This window comes from Polymorphospora sp. NPDC050346 (genome assembly GCF_040655695.1).
Lineage (GTDB): Bacteria > Actinomycetota > Actinomycetes > Mycobacteriales > Micromonosporaceae > Polymorphospora > Polymorphospora lycopeni.
On sequence record NZ_JBFAKM010000032.1, the window covers coordinates 1 to 12109 of the forward strand.

10 protein-coding genes are annotated in these 12109 nt (G+C 72.2%); 4 read left to right on the top strand and 6 right to left on the bottom strand.

Translation table 11 applies throughout. The annotated features are described in order from the left end of the window. Positions 1 to 45: 45 nt before the first annotated feature. The 5 genes from AB0I42_RS27230 to AB0I42_RS27250 form a co-directional block, all read right to left on the bottom strand. The gene (locus tag AB0I42_RS27230; protein WP_357541452.1) at positions 46 to 2595 is read right to left on the bottom strand and encodes an FtsX-like permease family protein; all 2550 of its coding nucleotides are present in this window, start codon (positions 2593 to 2595) and stop codon (positions 46 to 48) included. Continuing rightward, a complete protein-coding gene (locus AB0I42_RS27235; protein WP_212819350.1) occupies positions 2595 to 3362 on the bottom strand; it encodes an ABC transporter ATP-binding protein in 768 nt (255 codons plus the stop codon). The genes AB0I42_RS27230 and AB0I42_RS27235 overlap by 1 nt, the downstream gene beginning before the upstream one ends. A gap of 377 nt (positions 3363 to 3739) precedes the next feature. Further along, the gene (locus AB0I42_RS27240) at positions 3740 to 4441 is read right to left on the bottom strand and encodes a response regulator transcription factor (protein WP_357541454.1); all 702 of its coding nucleotides are present in this window, start codon (positions 4439 to 4441) and stop codon (positions 3740 to 3742) included. A 144-nt stretch (positions 4442 to 4585) separates the two neighbouring features. Beyond that, positions 4586 to 5824 (bottom strand): sensor histidine kinase, encoded by a 1239-nt coding sequence (locus AB0I42_RS27245; protein ID WP_357541456.1) that lies wholly within the window; start codon positions 5822 to 5824, stop codon positions 4586 to 4588. A 78-nt stretch (positions 5825 to 5902) separates the two neighbouring features. After that, complete coding sequence (locus AB0I42_RS27250; protein WP_357541458.1) at positions 5903 to 6835, bottom strand: RecB family exonuclease; 933 nt, start codon at positions 6833 to 6835, stop codon at positions 5903 to 5905. A 134-nt stretch (positions 6836 to 6969) separates the two neighbouring features. Here AB0I42_RS27250 and AB0I42_RS27255 point away from each other — a divergent pair, with 134 nt between their 5' ends. From AB0I42_RS27255 to AB0I42_RS27265, 3 genes are all read left to right on the top strand, one after another. Further along, positions 6970 to 8076 carry a site-2 protease family protein gene (locus tag AB0I42_RS27255; RefSeq protein ID WP_357541607.1) on the top strand — a complete coding sequence of 369 codons (1107 nt, stop codon included), beginning with the start codon at positions 6970 to 6972 and terminating at the stop codon, positions 8074 to 8076. A 71-nt stretch (positions 8077 to 8147) separates the two neighbouring features. Continuing rightward, on the top strand, positions 8148 to 9083 hold the full coding sequence (locus tag AB0I42_RS27260) for a tRNA (adenine-N1)-methyltransferase (protein ID WP_357541609.1): 936 nt from the start codon (positions 8148 to 8150) through the stop codon (positions 9081 to 9083). Next, the gene (locus AB0I42_RS27265; RefSeq protein WP_357541460.1) at positions 9076 to 9648 is read left to right on the top strand and encodes a hypothetical protein; all 573 of its coding nucleotides are present in this window, start codon (positions 9076 to 9078) and stop codon (positions 9646 to 9648) included. Before AB0I42_RS27260 ends, AB0I42_RS27265 begins: the two co-directional genes overlap by 8 nt. A 91-nt stretch (positions 9649 to 9739) precedes the next feature. Here the strand turns inward: AB0I42_RS27265 and AB0I42_RS27270 are convergent, their stop codons facing one another. Further along, positions 9740 to 10036, bottom strand: a complete 297-nt coding sequence (locus AB0I42_RS27270) for a ferredoxin (RefSeq protein ID WP_357541462.1) — start codon at positions 10034 to 10036, stop codon at positions 9740 to 9742. 225 nt (positions 10037 to 10261) lie between these two features. Here AB0I42_RS27270 and arc point away from each other — a divergent pair, with 225 nt between their 5' ends. Beyond that, on the top strand, positions 10262 to 12043 hold the full coding sequence (gene arc / locus AB0I42_RS27275; RefSeq protein WP_357541464.1) for a proteasome ATPase: 1782 nt from the start codon (positions 10262 to 10264) through the stop codon (positions 12041 to 12043). Positions 12044 to 12109: the final 66 nt, after the last annotated feature.

Here is a 12109-nt window from a genome sequence, read left to right on the forward strand (position 1 = left end):
CCGCCCTCCCGACCCCCACCGTGCCTCGGGAGAGTCCGTGCCGGATCAGTCGTGCGCGATCGCGCCCAGCACGTTGATCCGGGCCGCCCGCAGGGCCGGCAGCGCGGCCGCGATCACGCCGATGACCGCCGCCAGGGCCAGGAACAGCGCCATCTGACCCCACGGCAGCACCAGGTCGGTGATGCCCTCGTCGCGCAGGGCGTACGTGACGGCCGAGCCCAGGCCGAGACCGACGACGACGCCGAGCAGGGCCCCGAAGACCGAGATGACCACGGCCTCGACGGTGACCATCCGGACCAGTTGCGGGCGACGCAGGCCGATCGCCCGCAGCAGGCCCAGTTCCCGGGTACGTTCCAGCATGGACAGCGCGAGCGTGTTGACGATGCCGAGCACCGCGATCACGATCGCCAGCGCCAGCAGGATCTGGATCATCTGCAGGATGACGTCGAACTGACTGGCCTGCTGTGCGATGAACGCGCTGCGGTCGCCGACCGAGACCTCGGGGCTGTCGGCGACGAGCGCCTCCAGGGCCGGCTGGACCGATTCGACCGAGGCGCCCTCGTCGAGCCGTACGAACGCCATGAACGGCTGCGGGATCGCGAAGTCCGCCGCCGCCTCGTGGGGCAGCACGATCGAGCCGGGGAGCCGGCCCTGCGGGACGATCGCGGTGACGGTGTAGGTGTGCGGTTCGCCGCGCGACAGCTGCACGGTGATCTCGTCGCCGACCGACAGGCCGCGGTCGGTGGCGGTCGGCGCGGTGAGCGCGACCTGGTCGGGGCGCAGCGTGCCCAGGGTGCCGGAATCCGGCGTGGCGGTGTAGACGTCGCGTACGACGGCCATGTCGGTGGCGGCGAGGACCCAGGTCTGTTCGCCGTCGACGATGGCGGCGTCGTTGTAGAGGCCCACGGCGCCGGCGACGCCGGGCAGGGCCGCGGCCTGGTCGACGACCGCCGGGTCGAAGGTCGGCGGGCGGGGGCCGGTCTGGATCCCGGACACGACCAGTTCGGCGTTGATGGTGTCCTCGGCCTGGGCGGAGAGGCTGGACTTGGCCGAGTCGAGGATGACGGTGACGCCGGTGACGAGCGCGATGCCGATCATCAGGGCGGCGGCGGTGATGGCGGTCCGGCGCGGGTTGCGGCCGGAGTTGAGCCGGCCGAGCTTGCCCGGCACCGACCAGGCGAACAGCCGGCCGAGCAGGGACACGACCGGCCGGCTGATCATCGGGGTCAGCAGGGCGACGCCGACGAACGAGGCGAGCACCCCGCCGAAGACGGCGGCCAGGGTGTTTCCGCCGGCGTTGTCGGTGAGGCCGGCCGCCAGCAGGGCGGCGCCGATGGTGGTGACGATGCCGCCCGCGACGGTGATCCGGGTCAGCGGCCGGTCCGGGGTGGCGACGTCCTGCATCGCGGCGATCGGTGGGATCCGGGCGGCCCGCAGCGCCGGGAGCAGGGCGGCGACGACGGTGATCAGCATGCCGACCGCGAAGGAGCTGACGACCGCGCTCGCCGGTACGGCGACGCTGGCCAGGGTGAGGCCGCCGATGAACTGGCCGGCGACGTACGCCAGCAGGGCGCCGACGCCGACGCCGGCGGCCAGGCCGAGGACGGATGCGATCAGGCCGACGACCAGCGCCTCGACCAGTACGGACCGGATGACCTGTCCGCCGCTGGCGCCGATGGCGCGCATCAGGGCGAGTTCCCGGGTCCGCTGCGCCACGATGATCGAGAAGGTGTTGAGGATCAGGAAGGTGCCGACCAGCAGGGCGATGCCGGCGAAGCCGAGCAGGATCTGGTTGAAGAACGACAGACCCTCCTTGAGGCCGGCGGCGCTGTCTTCGGAGAGCTGTTCGCCGGTCTTGACGTCGTAGTCGGCGCCGAGGGTGGCGGCGAGCCGGTCCCGCAGTTCCGGGGCGGTGACGCCGTCGGCGGTGGTGACGGTGATGCTGTTGTAGACGCCGGTCTCGCCGAGCATGAGCTGCTGGGCGACGGGTTCGGTGAAGAAGATCTCGTGCGCGCCGCCGATGCTGTCCCGGCCGCCGCTGTATTCGAAGACGCCGACGACGGTGAAGTCGCGGCGGGGTTCGAGGGTGAGTACGCCGACCCGGTCGCCGACGGCGACCTTGCCGGCCTCGGCGAGCCCGGCGTTGACGACGATCTCGTCGTCGGCCTGCGGGCCGCGTCCCTCGCGCAGTTTCACGAGGTCGTTCTCGCCGAGCCAGTTCTCGCCGAGTTGTGGCGGCCCGAACGAGGCGACGACCTTGCCGTTGGCGCCGATGAGGCGGGCGCCGTCGGCGGCGACGACGCCGGTGGCGGCGGCGACGCCGGAGACGGCGCGGACCTGTTCGACGGTGTCGGCGGGCAGTGGTGGCGTGACCGGCTCGCCACCGAACTCGCCGGCGGAGACCTTGGGCTTGCCGGCGACGTTGACGTCGATGCCCTCGTACGCGTCGGCGAACACCGAGTCGAAGGAGCGGCTGAGGGTGTCGGTGAGTACGAACGCCCCCGACACGAACATCACGCCCAGCACCACGGCCAGGCCGGAGAGGACCAGCCGCACCTTGCGGGCGAGCAGGCTCTTCAGGGTCGCGCGCAGCATCAGCGGGCCGCCTCGACGAGCACGTCCAGGCGCTTCATGGTGTCGAGCACGGTTTCCGGGGTCGGGTCGAACAGTTCGGAGACCAGTTGTCCGTCGGCGAGGAAGACGACGCGGTCGGCGTGCGAGGCGGCGACCGGGTCGTGGGTGACCATGACGATCGTCTGGCCGTGTTCGCGTACGGAGTTGCGCAGGAAGTTGAGGACCTCCGCACCGGCGCGGGAGTCGAGGTTTCCGGTGGGTTCGTCGGCGAAGATGACCTCGGGCCGGGCGACCAGGGCGCGGGCGCAGGCGACCCGCTGCTGCTGCCCGCCGGAGAGCTGGGCGGGGCGGTGGCTGAGACGGTCGCGCAGGCCGACGGTGTCGATCACGGTGTCGTACCAGGCCGGGTCGGGCTTACGGCCGGCGATCGACAGCGGCAGCAGGATGTTCTCCTGGGCGCTGAGCGTCGGCAGCAGGTTGAACTGCTGGAAGATGAAGCCGATCTTGTCGCGGCGCAGCTTGGTGAGGCCGCTGTCGTTGAGGCCGGTGACCTTGGTGTCGCCGACGAAGACCTCGCCACGGGTGACGGTGTCGAGTCCGGCGAGGCAGTGCATCAGGGTCGACTTGCCTGATCCGGACGGGCCCATGATGGCGGTGAAGGCGCCACGCTCGAACTCGGCGGTCACCCCGCGCAGCGCGACGACCTGGGCCTCACCGGTTCCGTACACCCTCCATACGTCGCTCGCCCGGGCTGCCACCTGGGGGCGGCGGGGGTCGGTCGGCGTCATTGCTCCTCCATCGTCACGTTCGTGTGGCGCGGCCGTCGAATGCTCTGGACCGGCCGGACCGTCGGTCCGGCCGGCAGCTTCCATCCTCGGGGCGGTTGGCGGCCGGTACGTCCGACCTGGGGCGGACCGGTCGCGGATTTCCCGGTGCGGGTCGGCCCCGAGCGGTGCTCAGGGTTGCCCCTGAGAGCCGTTGAGAACACGCTATTGCCCGCCGGCGGCGGTGCCGTCGTGCGCGCGAACGGTCCTGCGGTACGTCGGTCGTGGTGTCCGGCTACGACCCGCGGAGTACGGCGGGCGGTGCCGGCTCCTCCTCGAGGTGTCCGCCGGCCGGGGTCGGGAGGTGTCCGCCGGCCCGGGCCAGGCTGCGCCGGCCGGGGTCAGGCGCCGGGGCGGACCAGGCCCGTCTCGTACGCCATGACGACCGCCTGCACCCGGTCGCGCAGGCCGAGCTTGGTGAGCACGTGCCCGACATGTGTCTTGATCGTCGTCTCGCTGACCGTCAGCGCGCGGGCGATCTCCGCGTTCGACAGTCCGCGGGCCACGTGGATCAGGACCTCGCGTTCGCGTTCGGTCAGCACGTCCAGGCCCCGGGGCGGTGCCGCCGACGGGTCGGGCAGCGTGTCGGCGAACTGGTCGAGCAGGCGCTTGAGGATGCGGGGTGCGACGACGGCCTCGCCGGCGGCGACGGTGCGGATCGCGGTGACCAGGTCGTCGGCGGGCACGTCCTTGGCCAGGAAGCCGCTCGCCCCGGCCCGGAGGGCGCCGACGACGTACTCGTCGAGGTCGAAGGTGGTCAGGATGAGCACCCGTACGGGCAGGCGCGCGTCGACGATGGCGCGGGTCGCGGCGACGCCGTCCATCCTCGGCATCCGGATGTCCATCAGGACCACGTCGGGCAGCAGCCGGCGGGCCAGGTCGACGGCCTCGACGCCGTCACCCGCCTCGCCGACGATGTCGAGGTCGTCCTCGGCGCCGAGCACCATCCGGAAGCCGGTACGCAGCAGCGGCTGGTCGTCGACGAGCAGGATCCGCACCGGCCGCTCGGCCGTACCGCCTGTTCCCTCGCTCCGCTCGGTCACGCGTCCACCTCGCTGCGCTCGGCGGTCGCGTGACTGCGACTGAGCCCGCCTGTTCCCTCGCTCCGCTCGGTCACGCCCCCACCTCGCTGCGCTCGGCGGTCGCGTGACTGCGACTGAGCCCGCCTGTTCCCTCGCTCCGCTCGGTCACGGTGCCCCCTCGCTGGTCGGTGCGCCCAGATGCTCCATCGGGATCTTCGCGTACACCCGGAAGCCGCCGCCGGGCCGGGGGCCGGTGCGCAGCGAGCCGCCGTACAGGGCGACCCGTTCGCGCATCCCGACCAGGCCGTGCCCGAGCCGGGCCGGGGTCAGCGACGGCCCGCGGCCGGTGTCGAAGACCTCGACGACGAGCCAGTCGATGCCGAAGCTCAGCCGGACCTGGGCGGTCGCGGCACCGGCGTGCTTGAGCGTGTTGGTCAGTGCCTCCTGGACGATCCGGAAGATCGTCAACGCGACGCCGGGATCGAGCGGCGCCGGCGCCCCGTCGACCCGCAGCGCCACCGGCAGGCCGGCGTCGCGTACCTGTTCGAGCAGGGCCTCGATGCCGGCCAGGCCCGGCTGCGGGCTGAGGTCGGCGACCGGCTCGTCGGTACGCAGCACGTCGAGCAGGCGGCGCATCTCCCGCAGCGTCGTACGGCTGGTCTCCTCGATCGTGCCCAGCGCCTCGTCGGCGGTGTCCGGGTTGCGGCGCAGCACCCGTCGTGCCCCGGTGGCGAGGACGCCCATCACGCTGACGTGGTGGGCGACGACGTCGTGCAGTTCGCGGGCGATGCGCCGCCGTTCGTCGGTGACCGCCTGCTCGGCCAGTGACCGCTGGTTCTCCTCGGCGGCGCGGGCGCGTTCCTCCAACGCCCGGTGGCGGGTCTGCCGGCCGTGTACGGTGCGGCCGACGAAGAACGCCACCAGCACGACGAGGACGTTGTTCAGCGTCAGGTAGACGCCGTTGACGTCGACCCGGTCGGGTGGCGTGATGACCAGGTTGGTCACCAGTACCGGCAGCCACAGCAGCAGGGCGGCGCCGGTCGCGGGCCGCAGCCGGAACCGGGCCGCGCCGTGGTAGGTCAGCACGACCAGGCTGACGACGATGGTGAGGGCCTGGTATCCGATGGCGATCGTGGCGAGCATCGTGAGGGTGCACAGGATGATCGCGGGCCAGGCCGCGACGGTGCGCAGCGCGAGGGGTGCCGCCGACAGCACGCTCCAGGGCACCGCCAGCCACCAGCTCGTGGTGCGCAGCTCGGCCGGGCCGGTCAGCCGCAGCACCAGTTCGGCCGCCACGGCCGCGGCGGCGAACAGCAGGTCGTACGGCAGGGCCCGCCGGGCCGACCGGGATCGCCACCGGCGCGGCACCGGCGGTCCGGCGCTCGGTGCGGTGGCCGCGGTCATGACCGCGACGCTATCCGCTGGCGGGGCCGTCTCGATCGTCACCGCTGCCGAGCCGGGTCTCCTCCTCGCGGATGATGCTCACTCGTCCGCGCCGGGCGGCAGGGCGGTGCCCGGATCGCCGGGCCGGCCGCCGCCGGCGACCGGATGCTCGGGAAACGGCGGGGGAGTGCCGCCGAAGCTGGGGCAGTGCGCCTGGTGGCTGCACCAGTCGCAGAGCCGGCTCGGCTTGGGCCGGAAGTCGCGGGCGGCGGTCGCCTGCTCGATGGCCCGCCACAGGGCCAGCAGGGTCCGCTCGAAGCGGGCCAGTTCGTCGGCGTCGGGGGTGTAGTCGCAGACCTCGGTGTCCTTGAGGTAGATCAGGCGCAGCACCCGGGGCACGACCCCGCGGGTGCGCCAAAGCACCAGGGCGTAGAACTTCAGCTGGAACAGCGCCCGCGCCTCGAACGCCTCGCGCGGCGCCCCGCCGGTCTTGTAGTCGACGACCCGCAGGTCGCCGGCGGGGGACACGTCGAGCCGGTCGACGTAGCCGCGGATCAGCAACTGGTCGTCGACCACGGTCGAGATCAGCGTCTCGCGTTCCGCCGGTTCCAGCCGGCGCGGGTCCTCGATCCGGAAGTAGCCGTCGAGCAGGCCGCGGGCCGAGGTCAGGAAGGCGGCCGGGCCGTCGGTGTCGTCGGGGTCGAACAGGCCGGCGAGGTCGGGTTGTTCGGCGACCAGCCGCTGCCACTGGGGTGCGACCAGGTCGCCGGCCGCCGCCGGGGTGCGCTCGTCGGCGGGCAGGTCGAACAGCCGCTCCAGGACGGCGTGCACCAGGGTGCCGCGGGCCTGGTCGGTGGTGGGGCGTTCGGGCAGCCGGTCGATGCTGCGGAACCGGAACAGCAGCGGGCAGGTCTTGAAGTCGGCCGCCCGTGACGGTGACAGTGACGGCTGCGCCGGCGGCACCGGGCCCGCCGTCGCGTCCACCGTCGTCGCTGTCGTCCCGGCCACCGCTGGCACCGTCTCCGTCGTCATGCACGAAAGGCTATTCGAGGGGTACGACGGTGGCGGGGGCCGTGTGCCGGTGTCCCCGTAGCATCGACCCGATGGAGGACAACTCGTCGCCGCAGCGGCCCGCCGAACGCCGTACCGGCCTCACGGTCGGCCGGGTGTTCGGGGTGCCGGTCCACCTCAACGCCTCCATGCTGCTGCTCGCCGTCCTGGTGACCGTGCTGTACGGCTCGTTCGTCCGGGAGCGGCTCGACCTGGCGCCGCTCGCCGGCTACGCGGTCGGGTTCGGGTTCGTCGTCTTCCTGCTGCTGTCGGTGCTGCTGCACGAGCTGGGCCACGCGTTGACCGCCCGCCGGTACGGCATCGGGGTGCGCGGGATCACCCTGGAACTGCTCGGCGGCTACACCGAGATGGAGCGTGACGCGCCCAGCCCGCGTGTCGACCTGTACGTGTCGCTGGCCGGCCCGGCGGTCTCGTTCGTGCTCGGGTTCGCCGCGGTCGGGCTCACCGTCGCCCTGCCGAACGGCACCCTGGTCCACCAGTTGGCCTTCCAGTTGGCGGTCAGCAACCTGCTGGTCGCGGTCTTCAACAGCCTGCCCGGGCTGCCGCTGGACGGTGGCCGGGCGTTGCGGGCCGCGGTGTGGGCGGCCAGCCGCGACCGGCACCTGGGCACCGAGGTCGCCGGCTGGGTCGGGCGGGTGCTCGCGCTGGCGACGGCGGCGGTCGTCGTCTGGCTGACGGTCGCCGGTGTGCTGACGACGTTCGGGCTGCTGTTCATGCTGCTGGTGGCGTTCACCCTGTGGCAGGGGGCCGGGCAGTCGATCCGGGTCGCCCGGATCAGCCGCCGGTTCGCCCTGGTCGACCTGGCCCGGCTGGCCCGGCCGGTGTTCGCCGTACCGACCGGGATGCCGCTGGCCGAGGCGCAGCGCCGGGCCGGCGAGAACGGCGGGGCGGTCAAGGACGGCATGCCGGCGGCGCTCGGTGTCGCCGACTCGTCGGGGCGGCTGGTGGCGCTGGTCGACCCGGCCGCCGCCGACGCGGTGCCGGCCGAGCGCCGGCCGTGGGTGTCGGTCGACACGGTGGCCCGCGGCCTGGACGGCGTACGCCGCATCCCGCTGGGGCTCGACGGGGAACGGGTCGTGCAGACCGTTCAGGCCCACCCGGCCGTGCAGTACCTCGTGACGTCAGGCGAAGATGTCGTCGGCGTACTGCACGTCGCCGATCTGGCACGGCTCCTCGAACCGAAACGGAAGATTGTCACGTGACGCAGCACAACGCGGGCACCACCACCGAGCCTCGTGCCGTACCGGCCGCCGACGGCGGCGACGAGGCGCCGGTGCCCGCCCACCGCGGCCCGTTCCGCCCCGGCGACCGGGTGCAGCTCACCGACCCCAAGGGCCGCATGCACACGATCGTGCTGGAGCCGGGCCGGGCGTTCCACACCCACCGCGGGGCGCTGGACCACGACGCGCTGATCGGCCTGCCCGACGGCAGCGTGGTGACGTCGACCGGCGGCACCACCTACCTGGCGCTGCGGCCGCTGCTGTCGGACTACGTGCTGTCGATGCCGCGCGGCGCGCAGGTGATCTACCCCAAGGACGCCGCCCAGATCGTGGCGATGGGTGACGTCTTCCCCGGCGCCCGGGTGCTGGAGGCCGGCGCCGGTTCCGGTGCGCTGACCTGCTCGCTGCTGCGGGCCGTCGGCGCCACCGGCGAGGTCCACTCGTACGAGCTGCGCGACGACTTCGCCCAGATCGCCCGCCGCAACGTCGAGGCGTTCTTCGGCGGGCCGCATCCGGCGTGGCATCTGCACGTCGGTGACGTGGCCGGCTGCGACCAGGTCGGCTTCGACCGGATCATCCTCGACATGCTGACCCCGTGGGAGGCCCTCGACCTGGTCGAGCGGGCCCTGGTGCCCGGCGGGGTGTTCATCGGCTACGTGGCGACCACGCCGCAGCTGTCGGAGCTGGTCGAGGCGCTGCGGGAGCGGGGCGGGTTCACCGAACCGCGGGCGTGGGAGTCGCTGGTGCGCGACTGGCACGTCGACGGGCTCGCCGTACGCCCCGACCACCGGATGATCGCGCACACCGCGTTCCTGGTCTCGTCGCGCCGGCTCGCCCCCGGGGTGACCGCGCCGCCGCGGCGGCGCAAGCCGAGCAAGGGCGCGGAGGCGTACGCGCTGCGCCGGGCCGCCGCCCGGGCCACCGCGGCGACCGACACCGACACCGGGGAGGGAGCCCGCGACGTGAGCCGCAGCGGAACCGATGAGTAACCCGTCGTCCGGCGGCGGTGACCTGCCCGCCGTGTTCCCGGACTGGTCGCCCTACCAGGAGTTGGACTCGGCGGCGCGGGCCTACCTGCGTGACCCCGACGTGGCGATGGACGCGCTCGGCGGGGTGCTGCGGGGCGGCCGGGTGCTGTGCTTCACCCTCGAACGCTTCGTCAACGAGGTGAACGGGGTGTGGCAGGAGGTCGTGGTCTGCGACGGCAGCCGGCTGGTGCTGTGGCACGGCGAGGACGTGCCGCCCGGTGACGGCCCGTCGGGGGCGATGACGTCGTCGCTGCGGGTCGTGCCGCTGTCGACGGTCACCGAGGTCGGTTGCCGGCGCCGGGTGACGCGTACCCCGGGCGGCAAGATCCAGGTCGACAGCATCGACGTGTATCTGCTGCTGCGGTCGCTGGACGAGGCGGGGGCGGGTGACGAGCACCACATCGGCCCGCGGCACGACGCGTTGCGGTTCGGCAAGACGCTCGACGACGGCGGGGCGGGACAGATCGCCCGGCTGGAGGAGTTCGCCCGGCAGGTCGCCTCGATGGTCGGCCGTCCGCTGCTCTGACGCGCCGTCGCCAGTCGCGGCTGGCCGCGGTCCTGACGGTCCCCGCGACGCCCGGCGGGCTGACGAGCCCCGCGACGGCCGGCCGGCGGCGTCAGTCGGCGTCGGGGCCGGCGATCTCCACGTCGTCGCCGCGGCGCACGACGTGGATGCAGTCGCCGGGGCATTCCTTGGCCGCGTCGATGACGTCCAGGCGCAGGTGGTCCGGCACGTCGACCCGGCTGCCCGGGGCCAGCTTGAGGTCGCCGTCGCCGTCCTTGACGTAGGCCAGCCCGTCGACGTCGAACTCGAAGACCTCCGGCGCGTACTGCACGCACAGGCCGTCGCCGGTGCACAGGTCCTGGTCGACCCAGACCCGTAGCTCGTCGGTCTCCGTGCCGGTCTGCGTCACCACGTACCTCCCGCGATCCTCGGTCCGGCGGGCCCGGCCGCGGTGTCGCCGCGGATCCCGCCGGGCGGGCTCGCACGGGGCCGACGCTACCCGAACGGGCCGGCGACTCCCCACCGGACCACCCCCGGCGATCAAGCTTCAGTGACGAGCGCGTTGCGTGGGTTCGAATCGGCCGCAAACCGGTTAGGGTTATGGCAGAACGTTCGAGCCCCGGGGAGGTGGGACGTGGCACGCAGTGACGACGCGGACTCGCGCGCCGCACGGTGGGAGAAGGAGGCCAACGATCTCTCCACCCAGGTTGCGTTCCTCCAGGAGGAACTGGCCTTGGTGCGGCGTAAGTTGACCGAAAGCCCCCGACACGTCCGGCAGCTCGAGGAACGGCTCGCGGCAACGCAGGCGCAGCTGGCCCGGCTGACCGAGAACAACGAACGCCTCGTGACCACGCTCAAAGAAGCGCGGTCCCAGATCGTCACACTCAAGGAGGAGATCGACCGCCTGGCGCAGCCGCCGAGCGGTTACGGCGTCTTCCTGACCCGACATGAGGACGGCACGGTCGACGTGTTCACCGGCGGCCGCAAGCTGCGGGTGGCGGTGTCGCCGTCGCTGGAGGTCGACGAGCTGCGTCGCGGCCAGGAGGTCCTGCTCAACGACGCGCTCAACGTCGTCGACGCGTTCGGCTTCGAGCGGGTCGGTGAGGTCGTGATGCTCAAGGAGGTGTTGGACAATCCCAGCGGCGGACCGGGCGACCGGGCCCTGGTGATCTCCCACGCCGACGAGGAGCGGATCGTCCACCTCGCCGACACCCTGATCGGCTCGCCGCTGCGCGCCGGTGACTCGCTGATGGTCGAACCCCGTTCGGCGTACGCGTACGAGCGGATCCCGAAGAGCGAGGTCGAGGAGCTCGTCCTCGAGGAGGTTCCCGACGTCGACTACACCGACATCGGTGGCCTCCAGGCCCAGATCGAGCAGATCCGCGACGCGGTGGAGCTGCCGTTCCTGCACGCCGACCTGTTCCGCGAGCACCAGTTGCGGCCGCCGAAGGGCATCCTGCTCTACGGCCCGCCCGGCTGCGGCAAGACGCTGATCGCCAAGGCGGTCGCCAACTCGTTGGCGAAGAAGATCGCCGAGCGGCGGGGCGAGGAGAAGCACACCAGCTTCTTCCTCAACATCAAGGGTCCCGAGCTGCTCAACAAGTACGTCGGCGAGACCGAGCGGCACATCCGGCTGATCTTCCAGCGGGCCCGTGAGAAGGCCGGCGAGGGCACCCCGGTCATCGTGTTCTTCGACGAGATGGACTCCGTCTTCCGCACCCGCGGTTCCGGTGTCTCCTCCGACGTGGAGAACACGATCGTCCCGCAGCTGCTCAGCGAGATCGACGGTGTCGAGGGCCTGGAGAACGTCATCGTCATCGGCGCCTCCAACCGGGAAGACATGATCGACCCGGCGATCCTGCGGCCCGGCCGGCTCGACGTGAAGATCAAGATCGAGCGTCCGGACGCCGAGGCGGCCAAGGACATCTTCTCGAAGTACATCCTCACCGGGTTGCCGCTGCACCCCGACGACCTGGCCGAGCACGGCCAGGACCCGCAGGCCACGGTCGGCGCGATGATCGAGTCGGTCGTGCTGCGGATGTACTCCGAGACCGAGGAGAACAAGTTCCTCGAGGTCACCTACGCCAACGGTGACAAGGAGGTCCTCTACTTCAAGGACTTCAACTCCGGCGCGATGATCCAGAACATCGTCGACCGGGGCAAGAAGATGGCGATCAAGGAGTTCCTCTCCTCGGGTCGCAAGGGACTGCGCCTGCAGCACCTGCTCGACGCCTGCGTCGACGAGTTCCGCGAGAACGAGGACCTGCCCAACACGACCAACCCCGACGACTGGGCCCGGATCTCCGGCAAGAAGGGCGAGCGGATCGTCTACATCCGCACCCTGGTCTCCGGTGGCAAGGGCGCCGAGGCGGGCCGGTCGATCGAGACCGCCAGCAACACCGGCCAGTACCTGTAGCACGAGGTTGCCGACGAGATCGCCGGCGACGAGGAGCACCTGGTCGCGGACGCACCCGGCGCGTGG